At 59.8% G+C, this 18,342-nt stretch carries 13 protein-coding genes; 4 read left to right on the top strand and 9 right to left on the bottom strand.

All coding sequences use genetic code 11. From position 1 onward, the window contains the following. Position 1: 1 nt before the first annotated feature. From GO988_RS11515 to GO988_RS11530, 4 genes are all read right to left on the bottom strand, one after another. Positions 2-2,485 carry a glycoside hydrolase family 2 TIM barrel-domain containing protein gene (locus GO988_RS11515; RefSeq protein WP_157565505.1) on the bottom strand — a complete coding sequence of 828 codons (2,484 nt, stop codon included), beginning with the start codon at positions 2,483-2,485 and terminating at the stop codon, positions 2-4. A gap of 92 nt (positions 2,486-2,577) precedes the next feature. After that, positions 2,578-3,771, bottom strand: coding sequence for an alginate lyase family protein (locus GO988_RS11520; RefSeq protein ID WP_157565507.1), 1,194 nt, complete (start codon positions 3,769-3,771; stop codon positions 2,578-2,580). Further along, positions 3,771-5,189 carry a RagB/SusD family nutrient uptake outer membrane protein gene (locus tag GO988_RS11525; protein ID WP_198172666.1) on the bottom strand — a complete coding sequence of 473 codons (1,419 nt, stop codon included), beginning with the start codon at positions 5,187-5,189 and terminating at the stop codon, positions 3,771-3,773. The genes GO988_RS11520 and GO988_RS11525 overlap by 1 nt, the downstream gene beginning before the upstream one ends. Before the next feature lie 105 nt (positions 5,190-5,294). Beyond that, the gene (locus GO988_RS11530) at positions 5,295-8,375 is read right to left on the bottom strand and encodes a SusC/RagA family TonB-linked outer membrane protein (protein ID WP_157565513.1); all 3,081 of its coding nucleotides are present in this window, start codon (positions 8,373-8,375) and stop codon (positions 5,295-5,297) included. 201 nt (positions 8,376-8,576) lie between these two features. Here GO988_RS11530 and GO988_RS11535 point away from each other — a divergent pair, with 201 nt between their 5' ends. Then, positions 8,577-9,641: a LacI family DNA-binding transcriptional regulator gene (locus GO988_RS11535; protein ID WP_157565515.1), complete on the top strand. Its 1,065-nt coding sequence runs from the start codon at positions 8,577-8,579 to the stop codon at positions 9,639-9,641. A 106-nt stretch (positions 9,642-9,747) separates the two neighbouring features. On the opposite strand, the gene GO988_RS11540 is transcribed toward GO988_RS11535, so the two are convergent. The 3 genes from GO988_RS11540 to GO988_RS11550 form a co-directional block, all read right to left on the bottom strand. After that, the gene (locus GO988_RS11540) at positions 9,748-11,145 is read right to left on the bottom strand and encodes an FAD-containing oxidoreductase (RefSeq protein WP_157565517.1); all 1,398 of its coding nucleotides are present in this window, start codon (positions 11,143-11,145) and stop codon (positions 9,748-9,750) included. A 95-nt stretch (positions 11,146-11,240) separates the two neighbouring features. Beyond that, the gene (locus GO988_RS11545) at positions 11,241-12,224 is read right to left on the bottom strand and encodes a pyruvate dehydrogenase complex E1 component subunit beta (protein ID WP_157565519.1); all 984 of its coding nucleotides are present in this window, start codon (positions 12,222-12,224) and stop codon (positions 11,241-11,243) included. Between the two features lie 73 nt (positions 12,225-12,297). Next, a complete protein-coding gene (locus GO988_RS11550; RefSeq protein WP_157565521.1) occupies positions 12,298-14,121 on the bottom strand; it encodes a tetratricopeptide repeat protein in 1,824 nt (607 codons plus the stop codon). Positions 14,122-14,284: 163 nt separating this feature from the next. Here GO988_RS11550 and GO988_RS11555 point away from each other — a divergent pair, with 163 nt between their 5' ends. The 3 genes from GO988_RS11555 (at position 14,285) to GO988_RS11565 (ending at position 16,821) form a co-directional block, all read left to right on the top strand. Continuing rightward, positions 14,285-14,503, top strand: coding sequence for a PspC domain-containing protein (locus GO988_RS11555; RefSeq protein ID WP_157565523.1), 219 nt, complete (start codon positions 14,285-14,287; stop codon positions 14,501-14,503). A 90-nt stretch (positions 14,504-14,593) separates the two neighbouring features. Next, a complete protein-coding gene (locus GO988_RS11560; protein ID WP_198172668.1) occupies positions 14,594-15,217 on the top strand; it encodes a helix-turn-helix domain-containing protein in 624 nt (207 codons plus the stop codon). 161 nt (positions 15,218-15,378) lie between these two features. Continuing rightward, the gene (locus tag GO988_RS11565; protein WP_157565527.1) at positions 15,379-16,821 is read left to right on the top strand and encodes a serine hydrolase domain-containing protein; all 1,443 of its coding nucleotides are present in this window, start codon (positions 15,379-15,381) and stop codon (positions 16,819-16,821) included. Here the strand turns inward: GO988_RS11565 and GO988_RS11570 are convergent. After that, on the bottom strand, positions 16,799-17,914 hold the full coding sequence (locus tag GO988_RS11570) for a glycosyltransferase family 2 protein (RefSeq protein WP_317164888.1): 1,116 nt from the start codon (positions 17,912-17,914) through the stop codon (positions 16,799-16,801). The two genes, GO988_RS11565 and GO988_RS11570, sit on opposite strands and share 23 nt — an antisense overlap. Next, a complete protein-coding gene (locus tag GO988_RS11575) occupies positions 17,907-18,245 on the bottom strand; it encodes a YbaB/EbfC family nucleoid-associated protein (protein ID WP_157565531.1) in 339 nt (112 codons plus the stop codon). Before GO988_RS11575 ends, GO988_RS11570 begins: the two co-directional genes overlap by 8 nt. Between the last annotated feature and the right edge of the window lie 97 nt (positions 18,246-18,342).

Here is an 18,342-nt window from a genome sequence, read left to right on the forward strand (position 1 = left end):
GTCACAGCGCCAGCAGCACCGTGGCCAAACCTGGCGACTGCACGGCCACCGTAGTTTGGCCAGCTTTGGCTTCGAGGCTAATAAGGGCGTGGCCGTTGTATGCCTGCACTTTGCGCGAGCCGCGGCTGGTACCCAAGTCGTCGAGCAGGCGGCCCGCACCGGCCAGCGAAAATTCCAGCCAACTCGCCGCGTCGAGGCACTGCACGCCCTGGGCATCGAAGAGCTTGGCTTCAACGGTGGTGAGGCCGTTGGCTTCGCCTACTTTGGTGAGGGTCAGCTTCGTGGGCTTGGTCCACTTTTGGGTTTGGTAGCGGAAACTGATTTCATCCGTCACCGTCTGCTTGCCCTGGCGGGCGACTACGCGCACTTGGTTTTGGCCCGTGGTGAAAGGCACATTCCAGTGCAGGCCAGCGGCGGGAAAATCCTGGCTATTGCGCTTTCTCACGCCGTAGCTTTTGCCGTTTACAAATAGCTCGGCCTGCTCGCAGTTCGAGTACACTTTCACCATCTTTTGCTCGCCTTCGTCGCCCCAACGCACGGGCCACGAGTGGCCGTAGATGTGGGCCATTGGCGCGGTGGTCCAGTACGATTGAAATACGTAATACGCCTCTTTCTTAGTAAAATCGCGTTCTACTACCCCCTTCTGGTTCATATAGGGGATGGGGTTGTCGGGCCGCACGGGGGTAGAGAAATCCTTGAATGGCCAGTAGGCGGTGCCGCTCAGCCAGGGCATGGTTTCCTGCTCCTTCAGGTGCCAGTCCACGAGGTTGCAGAGGTAAGTTTCGCTCCAGTCGCCATCCTTCGACACGCGGGCGCTGCCACCAAAGAGCGAGGCATCGCCGGCGCGCTCGTCGGCGCCTTTGCCGGCCGTGATTTTGGCCAGCGCATTATCGGGGTTTTCGGAGTGGCGACCGGCGTGGCTATCGCCGCCCCACTCCACATGTAGGAAGCGCTTCACGCCCTTAAACTCTTCCTCGGTAGCCGCTTTATAATCGGTGTAAATGCCTCGGTACCAGCCCGCCCAAATAGAAGGCGAGTACACATCAGGAATATCCTTGCAAAAATCGCAGCGCCGAATAGCCGTGTAGCGGCTCGGGTCGAGCTGGTGCGACAACGCGTTCAGCTCTTTCATAAAGGTGCGGATTTTCTCCTTGTCAAACTCCGGGAAGTCGCCCGCCCAGTCGTTTTCATTGCCCAGCCCCCAAATGATGACGGCCGGGTGGTGCGCGTGCTGCTGCACCATGTGGGTGAGCATGCGCTTGGCCTGCGCCTGGTACACCGGGCTGCCTAGGCCACCGCGGCACCACGGTATTTCCTCCCACACCAAAATGCCGAGCGAGTCGCACAGATTCAGCACGATAGGCGACTGCTGGTAGTGGCCCAGCCGGATAAAGTTGACACCCATTTGCTTCATCAGCACCATTTCCTGCCGAATCATCGGCTCGGTCATGGCGGCGGCTACGCCGGCGTGGTCTTCGTGGCGGTGGGTGCCGCGGAGCAACAGCCGCTGCCCGTTGAGCTTAAAGGGCCCGTGCTCGACAAACTCGATGTGGCGAAAGCCGACTTTTTGAGTCTGGTGGTACGCCTGCGGGCCGCTGCCCAGCGTCAGCTCCACCGTGTAAAGCTGGGGCTGGGTAGGCGACCACAGCCGCGGGTTTTTCAGGGCAAACTGGTGCACTGCCACTTCGCCGGCCTGCCCCTGCACCACGCCCTGGTACTTGCCCACCGGCCGCCCCTGCGGGTCGAGCAGGCGCACGGCCACCGGCGAGGAGGGGGGTAGGGAACTGGTTTCGGGAAACGTGACTTTCAGCGCGAGCGTGCCGGTTTTGCCCGTAGCATCGACCGCGGCCTGGGTGATGAGGCGGTCGAGCGAAGTGGCCGGGCGGTACTCCAAGTTGAGGTAGCGGTAAAGGCCACCGTACACGTTAAAGTCCGACAGGTCAGAGGGTATCATCTCCAAATCGCGCGAGTTGTCGCAGCGAATAGCGAACGGAATCTTGCCCTTGAATTGCTTTTGATAGGCCTCCGTTTTCTGAAAATCGGCCACGGCCTGGGTGATGTCCACCGTCCACTCGTCGTAGCCGCCCACGTGGCTGCCCACCTTGGTGGTGCCGATGTAAACCTCCGTTTTCTGGCCCGCACCCTCAAAGTGCAGCCGTGTGCGGCCACCAGGGTAGGGGTTTTGCACCGCCAGCTGCGTGCGGTACCAGCCGGGGCCCTGGTAGTAGTTCACGGCGGGGTCCACGGCGTCGCGCGCGTTGAAGCAGTGCGGCAGCGTAACCGGCTCCCAGAGCGGCACGCTTTCGGGGTTGCCGGCCACCACGGGGCGCACGGCTTCCCAGATGCCACCGAGGTCCTGGCGCACAAATTCCCAGCCGCTGGTGAGGCGCTGGGCTTGCTGCGCGCGTGAAGGGTAGGCGCTGGCTAGAACGATAAAGAGCGCAAGCAGCAGCGAGTAGCTGGGGCTGCGGCGTGGGGTCAGCATGCAAACAGGGAGTAGGGTGGGGTAAAAACAAGGCAGCTAAATGCCGCCAAAGATGGCACCCGCTGCGCCGCCTAGCAGCGGGCCGGCCCTCCTCAAAATGCCCACGGCACCGGGCTAAAGCCGGGCTGCCGGGCGAATATCACCGCTGCATTTAGGTCGGGGTAGGCGCGGCTGGCTTGGTCGTAGGTATTGAGGGCAAGCGCGTTGGAGGTAGGCGCGGCATCGGCTTTGTCCATCTTGGTCTGGCCCAGCAGGTAGGGCCGAAACCAGTTCACGCCGGCGCGCAGGCTGCGGCCATCGGGCGTGGTGTAGTGCCACAGGTCGAGGCCCACGTGCGGGGCCAGTTGGGCCAGGCGCGTCCAGCCTTGCAGGTTCATGCTCACGTAGTTCCAGGGGCGGGTGCGGGCCAGCTCCAGCGGCTGGGCGCCGTCGGGGGCAAACTGCACCGCCACGCGGGGCCAGGTTTGCTGCTGCAAGGTGCGCTTGGCCAGGGCCTCGTCGCCGGTGAAGAGGGCAAAATCCACCACCTGCACGTCGTAGAAGGTGCCGTGGTTATTCTTAGCCTGGCCTTCGGGCAGCGCGATGGGGCTCGTGGTAAGCCAGTTAGTGAAATCCTTGAACCAGGTTCTCAAACCCGCTACCAAACTCGCATCCAAGCTCTTGCTACCCTCCATCAGCGCCAGCGCCTCGGGCACCACTACCAAATGGCGGGTTTCAATAATGCCAAAATTGCGGCCGGTATTGATGCCCGGAATGCCCTGCCCGAAGTTCAAATTGGGGTTCATGCGGGTGGCGGGGTCGAGGAAAAACGCCCGCAATTGGCTCGCCGCCTGGCGGGCGTAGCGCTCGTCGTCGGTGAAATAATAGGCCAGGGCCAGCGTTTGCACATCGGCGCACAGCTTGCTTAGGTGCTCGCTGTCCTTCATGGCTTCGGCCTCGGGGTTATGCAGGCCGTCCTTCTGCATGTAGGGCTTGCCGTCGGGCTTAGCGGGGTCGGGCCACCAGTACGGCGCCTGCGAAATGTAGTCATGCTTATCGCCGCTCGGCGGTACTTGCGGCTTCGTGGCAATGGTATAGGGGCCTTGTTTTAGGGCGTGGTCGGCGGCTTGCAGCAGCGTTTTCACCTGCGCCACTTCTGGCGAGTGCCGCTGCTGGTAAGCTGTTTTGTAGGCGGCCATCGCGGCGGGGTCGAGCAGCAGGAAGGGGGTAGGGGCGGTGGGCGTGGCCTGCGCTACTAGCCGGGCGGCCAGTAGCCACCCAGCTAGTAGTAAGAAGAAATTTCGCATTAATAACCAGGGTTTTGCGTCAGGTTTGGGTTCAGCACCGTTTCGGGCTGTGGAATGGGAAACAGCAGGTATTTATCGTCAATCACGCGGTTGAATACGGCCAGCTCGCGCTGCTTGAGGCGGTTCAGGCGGATGAGGTCGAACCAGCGGTGGCCTTCCTGCACCAGTTCCCAGGCGCGCTCCTGCACCAGCAAGTCCACGAAGGCGTCTTTGGTGGTGGCGGTGGTGGGCAGCGGTGCCAGCTTGGCCCGCACGCGCACTTGGTTGATGTCGGTGTATTTGTTGACATCGTTGGGATTCAAGTTGTTAAGCGCCTCCGAGCGCAGCAGCAGCACGTCGGCATAGCGCGTGATGAGGTAGTTGGTGCGGGCATCGTTGACGATACGCAGCGGGTCGCGAAACTTATTGAAGTAGTAGCGCGGCAGCACCGTAGTGCCCGCCATATTGCTGATGTTCCAGGCGCGGCGGGCATCGGTGGCGGCGTACGAAGCCACCAAGTTATCCTCAACCGTAAACGTGCCCAACCCTGCTAGCTGCGAGGGCAAAAACTGCCGCACAATGATGCTGCCTGTATTGGGGGGTAGGTCGAACTGAATGGAGAAAATATGCTCCGGGCCGTTCTCCTTGTCTGGGTCAAACACGTCGCCGTACACGGGCAGTAGCCGGTACAAGCCGCTGGCAATAAGGCGGTTGCAGGCGTCGAGGCCATTTTGGTTGTCGGTGGGCTGCGCGGCCGAGCTAGCGGCGCGGGTTAGGTACACCTTGGCGAGCACGGCGGCGGCAGCTCCGCTCGATACGCGGCCCTTTTCGGACGCGGCTATCTGGTTCTCGGGGAAGCAGTTTTTTTCGGCAAACATCAGGTCCTCAATAATTTGCTTGTACACGTCGGCCAGCGGCGTGCGGGCCGGGCGCACGTCGTCGCTGGGGCCTTTTACGGTGGCCAGCACCAGCGGCACATCGCCGAAGCAGCGCACGAGGTCGAAGTACCCCTGCGCCCGTAGAAAGCGCGCATTGCCCACAATATTGTTGCGGCGGGCCACGTCCATGTTAATGGCGGGCACCTTCTCAATCACGTCGTTGGCTCGGTTTATCATCCGGTACGTGTTTAGCCACCAGCTATTTATCTCCGTGTTGGTGGGCGTGAAGGTGAAGCGCGAAAGCTGGGCCCGCTCGTCGGTGCTGGAGCCCACGCGGATAAGCTCGGCGGGCAGCTCCGTGATTTGCCAGCCCGTGCGGCCGTAGTAGGTTTGGGGCAGCAGGGCGTTGAAGACGCCATTGAGGCCGGCCACGGCGTCGCCCTCGGTTTGGTAAAAGTTGGTGGCGGCAATAAAGTCGTAGGGCTTTTCTTCCAAAAAGCTTTTGCAGGAAGGAAACAAGCCAAGCGACAGCAAGCCCAGGAGAATAATAGACTTTTTCATCGGGGTGGGAAGTAGAGGGAATGGGAGCTGGTAGGGGAAGCGGCGCGGGTGCATAGGGCGCCCTACCCCCTCCTAAGTAGCGAAGGGGGTAGGGCAGCAATAGCCTCAAAAGCCCAGGCGCAAACCAGCGATGAAGGTGCGCGTGCTCGGAAACGCGTTGTAGTCGGTGTTGAGGCTCAAGTTGTTGCCGCCGAAGGAGTTTACTTCGGGGTCGTAGCCGGTGTATTTGGTGAGGGTCACCAGGTTTTGGGCGGTGAGGTAGATGCTGGCTTGCTTCACAGCTTTGAGTGAGGCCGGCACCGGGATGGTGTAGCCCAGCGTGAGGGTTTTGAGGCGCACGAAGCTGCCATCCTCAACCACGTCGCTCACGATGCCCGTGCTGCGGCGAATGGTGCTGCCCGCCCGCGCAATGGTGTTGCTGGTGCCGGGGCCGGTCCAGCGGTCGTTCACGCTCTTGAGCTTATTGGTGGTCGTGATGCCCGATTCGAGCTCGTAGCGGTTGAGGTTCAGCACATCATCGCCCTGCACGCCCTGGATGAATACGCTCAGGTTGAAAGCGCCGAGCTTGAAATTGTTGGTGACGCCGTAGATGAAATCGGGCTGGGCCTGGCCGATAATTACGCGGTCGGTGGCCGTGATTTGGCCGTCGCCGTTCTGGTCTACGTAGCGCGGGTCGCCGGGCACCACGGCCGTTTTGGTGCCGCTGGCCTTAATCTCGTCGGCCGTCTGCCAAATGCCGTCAAACTGGTAGCCAAAGAACGAGCCGATGGGCGAGCCCACCCGCAGCACGCTGGTGTTGCCCAGGCCCGAGCCCACAAATAGGCTGCTGCTCGACGAGCCCACGTAGCGCTCGTACTCGCCGTTGAGGTCCAGTACTTTGTTACGGTTTAGCGAGAAGTTGAGGTTAGTCGTCCACGAGAAGCGCTTGCTGTCGAGGTTAGTCGTGGTTAGGGCCAGCTCTAGGCCTTTGTTCTCCACGCTGCCCGCGTTCAGGTAAATGCTGTTGAAGCCTGAAGTGGTTGGGATGGATACTTGCAGTAGTAAGTCGCTGGTTTTCTTATAGTAAGCGTCGGCCGTGAAAATAAGCCGGTTCTTAAACAGCGCCAAGTCGATGCCCACGTCGCTCGACGCCGTCGATTCCCAACTTAGATTCGGGTTCGGAATATTGGTCGAAACCAGACCCACCAGGCGGGTGCTGCCCGCCGCATAAGCGCCCACGCTGTAGCGTGAAAGCGACTGGTAGTTGCTGATTTCCTGGTTGCCGGTGATGCCGTAGCTGGCGCGCAGCTTCAAGTCGCTCACCACCGGGAAGTTTTGCATAAACTTCTCATCTACAATGCGGTAGCCAATGGCTGCCGACGGGAAATAGCCCCATTTGTTATTGGCCCCGAAGCGCGACGAGCCGTCGGCGCGCATGGTGAACGTGAACAGGAAGCGGTTGAACAGCTGGTAGTTGAGGCGCCCAAAATACGAAGCCAGCGAGTTGCTGTAGCGGCCCGAGCCGGGCGTTAGCGTTACGGCACCCAGCGAGAGGTTGTCGGTGCCGAGCGTATTGGTGAAGAAGTTGGTTGCCTGCGAGTTAAAGTTGTCGCCGTAAAATTCTTGGAACGTGAGACCAGCCACCACATTCAGCGCATTGTTGGGGTTAAACTGCCGGTCATAAGTCAGCGTGTTTTCGTTTACCCAGCTATACACGTTCGAATTGGTGCGCGTGGCCGAGCCGTTGGTGGTGCGGCCCAGGAAAATATCGGAGGGCCGGTACTGGCTTACCTGCTGGTTGTTGTAATCGACGCCACCAGTAGCCCGAAAAGTCAGGCCCTTCATAATCTGGTAGTTGGCAGCCACATTGAGCAGTCCGCGGATGATGGTGCGGTTGTCCTCGGCCTTCTGGGCGTAGGCCACGGGGTTGCCCACATCTTCCACGTAGGGTAGGGGCGTATTAGAATAGGTGTAGTTGCCGTCGGCGTCGCGCACCGGCACAATGGGGCTGAAGCGCAGGGCATCGAGCAGCACCCCGCCGAAGCTACCCCCCTGCGAATTCACCAGCGCCCGCTTCTCGCCGGTAGCCGCTACCTGGCTCGAAAAGTTGAAGCTCAGCTTCTCGCTGATTTTCTTGTCCAGGTTCAGGCGCACGGTGCCGCGCTTAAAGCCCGAGTTCAAGATAATACCCGTCTGGTCGAAGTAGTTGAAGCTAAGGTTATAGCGCGTTTCTTCGGTGCCGCCGTTAAAGCCCAGCTGGTAGTTGTTGATTTTGCCGGTTTGCAAGATGGCGCTCTGCCAGTCGGTGCCTTCGCCGAGGCCAGCAATCTGCTCGGGCGTGTAGGGGAGGGGTAGGGCTGTGGTGGGCGAGGCCAGGTTGCCCTGGGTGCGCACGTCGTTCAGGTAGTTGGCAAACTCGGTGGCGTTCATCAGCTCGTACTTGTGGCGCACAGTTTGCACGCCGCTGTAGGCCTCGAAGCTGGTGGTGTTGCGGCCGGCTTTGCCTTTTTTAGTAGTGATGAGGATGACGCCGTTGGCGCCGCGCGAGCCGTAAATGGCCGTAGCCGAGGCATCCTTCAACACCTCCACGCTCTCGATGTCGTTGGGGTTGATGGAGTTAAGGTCACCCGCGCCCGGAAAGCCATCCACCACAAAGAGCGGCTCGTTGCCCGAGTTAATGGAGTTCGTGCCCCGGATGCGAATAGACGTGCCGCCGCCCGGCTCCGAGTTGGTTTGGGTCACTTGCACGCCGCTGGCGCGGCCCTGCAAAATTTGGTCGGCGCGCACAATAGGCGTTTCGGCCACTTGCTCGGCCGTGATGGACGCCACCGAGCCCGTGATGTCGCGCTTCTTTTGGGTGCCGTAGCCGACCACCACCACCTCATCGAGGCCCGTAGCGGCGTCTTTCAGCTGCACGATGTTGAGAGCCGTGCGGTCGCCCACGCGCACTGTCGTGGTTTCATAGCCCACAAAAGAAAAAATGAGCACTGGGTCGCCGCCCGTTCCGAGAGACAAGCTGAATTTACCCTGCGCGTCGGTCGAAACGCCAGTGCTAGTGCCCTTTAAAACTACCGTGACGCCCGGCAGCGGCACTTGGTCGGCGGCACTTACCACGGTGCCGGTTATCTGGCGGGTTTGGGCTTGCGCCGAGAGGCTTGCGACCACGGCTATCGGCACCAGAAAAGAGGTAAGCGTAGTTGTGCGCATGTGGCAGAATGTGGGGTGGGAGTGAAGTGAAGTGCCACAAACTTACCCGGCTGCTTTACCAAAAGCTAGGATTAATTACGTAAACGTTTCCGGAGATTAAGTGCTCACTCATGTTTTATAAGGTATTGAAAAAGTAGTATTTACCCGTTGATTTGCACACCTTTTCCGCCCTGCAAACCCAGCAGTTTCCCACCCTGCACCATGAAACCCGTCAACCTGAAGAAACTGGCTCAGGAACTTAACCTGTCTATTGCCACCGTTTCGCGCGCGCTCAACGACCGCTACGACATCTCCCAGCCCACCAAAGACCGGGTGCGCGCCCTAGCCAATAAGCTCAACTACGAGCCCAATCACCACGCCAGCAGCCTGCGCCGCAACAAGAGCAAAACCATCGGCGTCGTTATTCCGGAAGTAGATAACCATTTCTTCTCGCTGGCCATCAAGGGAATAGAGGAGGTGGCGCGGCGCAACAACTACCACGTGCTCATCTACCTGAGCCACGAAGACTACCAGCGCGAGTTGGCCGTAATGCGGCTGCTGGCCAGCGGCCGCGTCGATGGCGTGCTGCTTTCGGTAGCAAGTGAAAGCCAAGACTTTGCGCATCTCGATTTGCTGCGGGAGCGTGGTATTCCGGTGGTGTTGTTCGACCGCGTGTATGCGGGCAAGGACATGCCAAAAGTGACGACCGATGACTACGAAAGTGGCTACCGGGCCACCCAGCACCTGCTAGAGGCTGGCTGCCGCGTTATTGCCCACCTCACTATTGCCCATACGCTCTCTATTAGTCAGCGGCGCATGCAAGGGTATCAGGCTGCCTTGCAGCAATTTAGGGTTCCGTATGATGAGGAATTGGTAGTGTGTGAGGCGGCGGGCAAGCCCCAAAGTGCCAGCCTACCTCAAACCTTACTAACCCAGCGGCCGGATATTGATGGCATCTTCGCCGCCGTCGAAAGCCTAGCCATGAGCAGCTACGAGGCTTGCCACAACCTCGGGCTCCGGATTCCGAAGGATGTGAAAATTATCGGCTTTTCCAACCTGAAAACGGCCTCTTTACTGGCCCCGCCGCTCACCACCATCACGCAGCCAGCCTACGAAATAGGCAAGGAGGCGGCCAGCGTATTGTTTCAGGCAGTAGTCAAAAACCGGCTAGTGTCAGCTGCCCAAAGCAAGGAGTTGAAGTCGGAGCTAATCGTGCGAGCGTCTACCGCGTCCACCACCCTCAGCAGCAAGGAGCCAGTCGCTTTGGCCTTAGCCCTGGGGCGCTAACGCCCTACCCCCTCTTGTGGAGGAGGGCGGCTCTATTCAGTAAGCGGGGGTAGGGCGCGCGGCTGCCCCACAGCAGCGCAATGCGTAGCGCAGCTACTTTGCTGGTTCAATACTTTGTTGATTCAGCATCAAGCGGTTGCAGTTCTCCGAATACCGTTGGAATCAATTCCGAAACGGTGGGGTGGATGAAGACACTGCGGCGCATAAAAGCGGCTGTTTGCTTGGCATACATGGCCGTGATGATGCAGTGAATGGCTTCGTCGCCGCCCACGCCCACAATGCTAGCCCCCAGAATCTGGTCGGTTTCGGCGTGCACCAGTACCTTGATAAAGCCTAGCGTTTCGCCCTTTTCTACGGCCCTACCCACCTTCGTCATGGGGCGCTTGCCTACCAAAGCGGGCGTGCCGGCGGCTCGCACTTCCGCCTCGGTGAGGCCAACTTTGGCAAAGGGCGGGTCTACGTAAATGGCCGATACGGGCAGCCGGTCGCTGACGCGGCGCTGCCCGTGGTCGAGTAGGTTGGCAGCCACAATCTCGAAGTCGTTGTAGGACGTGTGGGTGAACGCACCGCGGCCGTTGCAGTCGCCCAGCGCCCAAATGCCCGGCGTGGCCGTTTGCAGTTCTTCATCTACTGGGATATAACCGTGCGCATCGGCGTGCAGGCCCGCCCTTTCCAGTTGCAAATCGTCGGTGTTGGGCTGGCGGCCCATGGCCAGCAGCAGGTGCGAGCCACGGCTGGGGGTAGCATCTTCTTCGCAGCTAACCTCCACCACGGGCTGGCCGTTTTCTAGGCTCACGCTGATGCATTCGGCCCCTAGGCGCAGCGTAATACCTTCGCTAGCCAGCGTTTCGGCCACGGCCGCCGCCACATCGGCATCGTCGTGCGGCAGCAGGCGCGGGTTGCGCTCCACAATGGTAACCTGTGAGCCCAACCGCCGAAACAGTTGCGCAAACTCCAGCCCCACGGCTCCCGCCCCCACGATAAGCAAATGCGCGGGCAACTCGCTCAGGGCCAATATGGTGCTGCTGGTGAAATAGGGTACCTGCGCCAAGCCAGGCAGCGGCGGACTGGCCGGCCTACCCCCCACGTTCAGAAAAATGTGCTTGGCTGCGAGTACGTCGTCGCCCACTTGCATGGTGGTAGGTGATAGAAATCGGGCAGTCTCCCGGAAAACGGTGCAGCCGGGCATCTGCGTCAGCCACTGTTCCAGGCCGTTGCGCGAGGCTTGTACGATGGCATCTTTACGGGCCTGTACCTTGGCCAAATCCACCGTAAACGCGGCGGCCGGCTCTAAGCCGTAGTGCGCGGCCTGGCGCATGGTTTGAGCGGCTTTGGCGCTGGCAATTAGTGCTTTGGTAGGCGTGCAGCCCGTGTTCACGCAGGTGCCGCCAAAGTTTTTGCGCTCGACGAGTGCTACCGTCCAGCCCGCAGCCGTGAGCCGGCCGGCCAACGACGGGCCTGCCTGGCCCGCCCCAATAATCAGCGCATCAAAGGATTGATTCATAAGCTATAGGGCCAAGGCGATAAAAGTACTAACCAGCCGAAAGCAAAAAAAGCCCGCTAGTTGCGGGCTTTTTTTGCTTTTGACGGAATCGCGAACTACGCGGCCGTGTAGGTTACTTCCTTCACGGCCTTCAAGATGCGGGCCACATTGGGCAGCGACGCTTCGATGAGGGTAGGGGCGTAGGGCAGCGGCACGTCGGCGCAGGTGATGCGGATAACCGGCGCGTCGAGGTAGTCGAAGGCGCGGCGCTGTACCATGTAGGCCAGCTCGCCCGAGATGCTGGCCAGCGGCCAAGCTTCCTCCACCACCACCATGCGGTTAGTTTTCTTCACCGAATTGATAAGGGTATCGTAGTCAATGGGGCGCACCGAGCGCAGGTCGATTACTTCGGCGCTGATGCCCTCTTTGGCCAGCTCGTCGGCGGCGGTGTAGAGCAGCTTCATCATTTTGCCGAAGCTCACTAGCGTCACGTCTTTGCCTTCGCGCACGATGTTGGCTTTGCCAATTTCGAGGATGTATTCTTCTTCGGGCACTTCGCCTTTATCGCCGTACATCAGCTCCGACTCCATGAAAATAACCGGGTCGGGGTCGCGGATGGAGGCTTTCAGCAAGCCCTTGGCATCGTACGGGTTAGAAGGTACTACTACTTTGAGGCCGGGGCAGTTAGCAAACCAGTTCTCAAAGTTTTGCGAGTGCTGGCTCGAGAGCATGCCCGCGTTGCCGGTCGGCCCGCGAAACACGATAGGACACGAGTACTGCCCGCCCGACATCGAGTAGATTTTGGCCGCCGAGTTAATTACCTGGTCGATGGCCACCAACGAAAAGTTGAAGGTCATAAACTCGATAATCGGCTTGAGGCCATTGGCCGCTGCGCCTACCCCGATGCCCGCAAAGCCAAGCTCCGCAATGGGCGTATCAATCACACGCTCAGCGCCAAACTCGTCGAGCATACCCTGGCTCACTTTGTAAGCTCCGTTGTATTCGGCCACTTCCTCGCCCATCAAAAAAATCGACGGGTCGCGGCGCATTTCTTCGCTCATGGCCTCACGTAGGGCCTCGCGGAATTGAATAGTACGCATCTGGTTAGATAATTTACGGGGTAAAGTTAAGGCACGGGCGCGGGTATCCCTACCCCCACCTAGCCGGATTGGCCTACTTCAGTGCCTCCCGAAACGCCGTGCCCTGCACATAGTCCTGAAACTCCAAATCCTCCACGGCTTGGGTGGCCAAGTTGCGGTCGAGTTGCACAGCCTGGCGCAGCTGCTGGGCCATCGTGGCTTCGTCGTGGCGGCGGGCAGCGGCCACAGCCATGCCGTAGTGCGGCGCCGCGGCCTGCGGGCGCAGGTCGAGGGCTAGGCTATACTGGGCGGCGGCCGCGTCGTAGCCACCTTTTTGCACCAGCAATAAGCCTTGGTTCAAGTAGTTTTGGTAGCTGGGGCCGGCCAAGCGCAGGCTGGTAAGGGCCTGGTCGGGCTGGCCAATTTGGATTTCAAGAGCCGCTTTATCAGAAAAAATCTTGCGCAGCATAGGCCGCGAACCACCCAGCTTAATGGCGTAGTCGTAATCGCTGAGCGCCTCCAGGGTTTCCTGGGCGCGGTGGTGCGCCGCGGCGGCGCGATAAAACAGCTCGGCCGTGGGGTGGCGGTGGGCCGCTAAAGTAAAATTGACGGCCGCCCGGTGGTAATAATTGCGCTGCACGCGCTCGGTAGGCTCCTTTTCGGCGCGCAAGGCCAGCACGGCGCCCAAATTGTAGAACGCCTCCCAACTAGCTGTGCTAGCAGCGGCTAGCTCGTAGATGCGCTGCTTCTCGGCCAGCAGGGGGGTAAGGGTAGCCGAATAGCGCAACTCTTCGGGCGTAAGGGCGTCAACATCGGTTTCCTTAGCCAATATCTTCTTGCTCAAGATGTACACTTCCGAGTCGTAGCGCTTGGGCGCCGTGTACGTCACGGCCACCGTACCCCAGCGCAGTACCGGGTAGATGTAGTCTTCCAAGTAATCGAAGTAGCTGAGCTTGTGCAGCGCCTTTTCCTTCTGAGCAAAGGTGCCGCGCGTGTCATTAATGATAGACAGCACTGAATCTTGCTGCGCGGGCTTTAGCACCGAGTTTTGCACTTGATTCAGGAACAGTTCCCAGCTGCGGCGGTAAGCCAGGGTGTCGAAGGTGATGTTCTCGACCTTATTGAGGTACGAAAAGCCCTTCACGCGCTGCTTGTAATAGTAAAGCAGCATCTTGACGCGCTTGCTGGCCAGCGCCGGCTGGTGGGCATCGGTCGAGTCGGGCGAATGGCCCGCCGCGATGAGCACCCGCTGGGTGTGCTGGTTGGCGTCAATTAGGTCTTCGAGCGCCGCGATGTTGGTGCCCAAGTGCGAGCGGATAAACCACTGGCCCTGGTCGAAATAGAGGGGTAGGATGCGGGTGCCGCTCATCACGTTATTGGCGTGCTCGGGCAGCAGCGTGAGGGCCGAATCTTCGAGCACCACGCGCCGGGCGGGGTCCGAAATACCGCGTGCCACCAGCGTTTCGGTGGTGGCACGCAAGATTTTGCCGTTCGGTTTCAACTCGCGCACTTGGCCGCGGGCCATGAGCTGGCCTGGCGAGCGGCGCGCTGCGTTGGCCATCGTGAAGCGGCGGCGGCTCACGAGGCGGCCCTTCACCGAGTCGTCGTAGGTATAGTCGCTGGGGCCAAACGAGATGCGGCCCACCGTGTCGAGGCGCAGGTCGTGGTCGTAGTGGTAGGTAAGCACCACCTCGTACACGGCGCCTTTGTGCAAGTGGCTGGCTGCGGCTTTGGCCGTGGCTTCGAAGGGCACGGCATCGCCCACGGCGGTGAGGGGGGTAGGCTCGACCCGCACCCGGCGGCCATTCTCAGCCGTTTTCAGCATGCTGGGCAGCGTGGCGCAGGCAGTAGGCAAAAAGAGCCCTAGCGCAACTAAGCCGGCGCGCAAAGGCGCAGTGAGGAAAAAAGGAAAACGCAAATTGGGAATGATTAACAGAAAGTTAGGCGCGAACGGGCCAACCTTGGCCTCCCTCTAAACGTAGGAATGAGCCGAACGTTTACGGCCGCGCACTATTGACTCCGCTCTTTTTCAAGCGTATCTTAGCCCGGCAAAGTTGCACCCGCCGTCTCAAACCCTCGTTATGAACCGCCTCACCGATTTTATCGAAACGCAGTCCTTCGGGGTGTGCTCGGCGCTGGGGCAGCGCTGGGGATTTAGCACGCGCAGCGTGCGATTATCATTCGTCTACGCCTCGTTTTTTACGTTTGGCTCACCCATAGTGCTATATTTTGCCGGGGTGTTTTGGATGAATATTCGCCAGGCGATGCGCCAGCAGCGCAGCACCGTTTGGGATTTGTAAGAGGGTAGGCAGTAGTAAGATAGATGGGTAGCGCGCCTTTCGAGCCAGCTACTACTTATAATCAGCCTCCGGCTAGCTTGCTGCATGGATATGCCGCTTACTCTCGCCGATAAACTCGTGGCTTACCGCCAAGCCCAAGGCCTGTCGCAAGAAAGCCTGGCCGAAGCGGCTCGCCTGAGCCTACGGACCATCCAGCGTCTGGAAAAAGGCGAAAGCCTGCCGCGTGGGTTTACGTTGCAAGCCCTAGCAGCGGCCCTGCACCTGCCCGTAGAGGCACTCACAGAAGCCCCCAAACCTACCCTGCGGCCCGCCGACGCGCCAGCCACCGCCAGGCAGGAGGTAGCTCTGGCAGTGCCGACCTACGTAGCGCTGATGTATTTGTCCTGCTTCAGCTACGTTCTACTGCCAGGGGCCAATATTTTGCTGCCGCTCTGGCTACGCTACCGCAAGCGGCATATTCCTGAAATTCAAGAAGCAGGCAGTCGGCTGCTCAACCTCGAGCTGGTTTGGACGCTGGTTACTTACGGCGGTTATCTGGTGCTGCTAGCCGCACAAATCGGCCTCATCCTCTACTTCCACTTCGTGCTGGTACTGGCTCCGCTCCTGTTTCTATTTGGCTTAAATTTTCTGCACGCGCCTTTGCTGCTAGTAGGGGCATGGCAAGCCCGCAAGGGGAACTACGGTGGCTACCCGGTTGGCTTAGCCTTATTTTGAGGTGATATAATTCTATATATTTCATATATATATAAGTGAAATGACGTAAAAATGTCGGACAATTGTCTTCCGGTTGGCGGTAGCAGTGAGTAGGCTGCGAGCCCACTTTTGAGACCTATTTTGGCACCAGCGACTGCCTGCCCCAATCTACCCTTACCGAGATGAAAAAATGGTGCTTGATGCTCTGCGGGCTTGCCTTTGCCGTGGGTAGCCATGCTCAAACTCTGGTTGCGCCCACCCTAGCCCAGCTACGGCAATACGAGGGACAGTACCAGTACACTGCCGGCCTCACGCTGAAACTAGCGGCCTCGCCCCGTGACTTGTGCCTCTACGCCCTCATCGCCGATGCCCGCTACCGGCTATCCCCGGTGGGCCCCGATGCTTTTCGCAACCAAGGCGGCGATACAGTGCGCTTTCAGCGCGATGCGGCCGGCCGCGTAGCTTCCTACGCAATGGGCCAGCAGCGTTTTCGGTTGCTGAAGCGCGGATTGGTTTTCCCTACCCAGATGTGGTACCCGCGCCAGGCCTCGGCGCAGCCCTTTGCCTATCGCTACACCGTGCCTGCTGCCACTACCGATGGCCTGCCGGTGCGCACCCTCCAAGGCACGGGCCTCGACCCCGCGCTGCTCGCTGCTATGGTCGGTAAAATTGTTGATGGCAGCTACCCTAATATTCACAGCGTCTTGATTATCAAAGACGGCAGCCTAGTATTTGAAGAATACTTTTATGAGTACCAGCGCGATAGCCTGCACGCCTTGCGGTCGGCCAGCAAAAGCTTTGTGTCGGCCTTGACGGGTATTGCGCTAGCGCGCGGCCTGCTAGCCAGCGTGCAGCAGCCAGTAGCCGCGCAGTTCCCGGAGTATGTACTTCAACATAATTCGGCTGACAAGCAGCGGATTACCATCGAAAACCTGCTGACTAACCAGAGCGGCCTCGATTGTGATATTAGCAATGAGAAGTCGGAGGGCAACGAAACCAAAATGGATTACTCGGCTGATTGGGTGAAGTTTACGCTCGACTTGCCAATGCTCGACCAGCCCGGCACTACGGGTCGCTACTGCTCGGGCAACCCTATTACACTGGGGCGCCTTGTCGAGAAGCAGGCGAAAGTGCCCCTGCCCGAGTTTGCTAGGCGCTACCTATTTGCGCCGCTGGGCATCAAGCAGTTCAACTGGCGGTTCGTGCCCGATTCGACCAGCGCCGAGACGTATTGCCAGCTGTCGTTGCGGCCCCGCGACATGGCCAAGTTTGGCTTGCTCTACCTCAACCAAGGGCGCTGGCAGGGCCAGCAGCTTGTGCCAGCTAGTTGGGTAGCGGCTTCCCTCGCGCCGCACTCGGTGGTGCAAGGCGTAAGCTACGGTTACCTGTGGTGGCTCAAGTATTTGGATTGCAATGGCGTGCGCTACCAAGGCGCTATGGCTCAGGGCAATGGTGGCCAGCGCATCGCGCTGTGGCCCCAGCAGCGGCTGGTAGTAGTAGTGACGGGTGGTAACTACAACCAGCAGTCGCCCGCTGATGAGTTGATTGCCAAGTATATCCTGGCCGCGTTTAACAAGCCAGCTTTGCCAGCGGTCAGCGGCACTACGTCAAAAACAGGTCGCTAAAACGCTTTTTGCCCTGCAAAAAATACGCCCACACCGCGCTGCCCGCGTAGGTGCCTGCCCGCTGGCCAACCAGCAGCCGCGGCTTTGCCAAGCGGCGGCGCTGCTGCCAGTAGCTCAGCTTTTGGAAAAAATGCATGTGAGCGCGGCCCACCGCTTGGGCTTCGGGCCAGTTGGCGGCTAGTAAGAAGCGCAGGCCCGCCACCCAATCGAGTACCAGGCGCCTGGCAAAAGCACTAGCTAACTCGCTGGGAGCTGAGTTTTTATACAGCAAAGCCAGCCCATTGCGAAAGTTGAGGTAGGTTTTGCGGGCACTCGACTTGGGTAGCGTGCCGCCCCCCACGTGGTGCACCACGCTGTGCCCACCCGCGTACCAGACTTCATAGCCCGCATTTTGCGCGCGCCAGCAGAAGTCGATTTCTTCCATGTGGGCAAAAAAAGCCGGCTCCAGCCCGCCCAGCTCTTGCCAGATGCTGGTGCGCACCAGGCAGCAAGCGCCGCTGGCCCAGGCTACAGGCCGGGCATCGTCGTACTGACCGTGGTCGGTTTCGAGGGTGTCGAACACCCGGCCCCGGCAGAGGGGGTAGGCCAGCTTGTCGAGGTAGCCACCCGCCGCCCCTGCGTGTTCGAAAAGGGTAGGGTCGCTGAAAGCCAGTATTTTGGGTTGGGCGGCGGCGATGCGTGGGTTAGCGGCTAGCAACTCGCGTAGGGGCGGCAGCCAGCCAGGCTGCACGGCCACATCAGAATTGAGCAGCACTACGAAAGGACTTTCGACCTGCCGCAGGGCGTGGTTGTAGCCTTCGCAAAACCCGTAGTTTTCGCTAAAAACCAGCAGCTCCACTGCTGGAAACTCACGTTGCAAGAGCGCCAGCGAGTCGTCGGTCGAGGCATTATCGGCCACTACTACCCGTGCGCCGGCAGCGTGCGCCAGCACTCCAGGCAAAAACTGCCGCAGAAAGTGCGCCCCGTTGTAGTTGAGGATAACAATGGCCACGTCGGCGCAGGAGCGCGCAAAAGCCGCGTCAGCGAGCGCCGACGTACTTGCTTCGGCGCTCGCTGACGCGGCTGAGGGGGGTAGGGGTGCCAAACTAGGCACCAAAATTACTGAGGTCGAGCCCCGGAATGTTGGGCATCAGGCCGCTGGTTTGGCGCTGAAGCTCTTGCTTGGCCTGCTCGCCGGCAGCCTCCAAGGCTTTGTTAACGGCCGCTACCACGAGGTCGGGGAGCATTTCACGGTCTTCGGGTGTAAGCAGCGAAGGGTCGATGTCGAGTTTAATCAATTGGCGATGGCCGTTGGCAGTAGCTTTCACGAGGCCGCCGCCTGCTTCGCCGGTGGCGGTAAGGTGCTGAAGCTGCGCCTGGGCTTGCTGCATTTTATCTTGCAGCTCCTTCACTTTGCCCATCATGCCCATCATGTCGAATGCCATACGTAGTTGCGTTAGGTGCCTCTAAGATGCTAGAAGCGTATTTGAGTAGGGTATTTGCCAGCGCGCACACCGGCAAATTTAGGACTAAACACGGGGG

Origin of the sequence: Hymenobacter ginkgonis (assembly GCF_009755225.1) — a bacterium.
Taxonomy (GTDB): domain Bacteria; phylum Bacteroidota; class Bacteroidia; order Cytophagales; family Hymenobacteraceae; genus Hymenobacter; species Hymenobacter ginkgonis.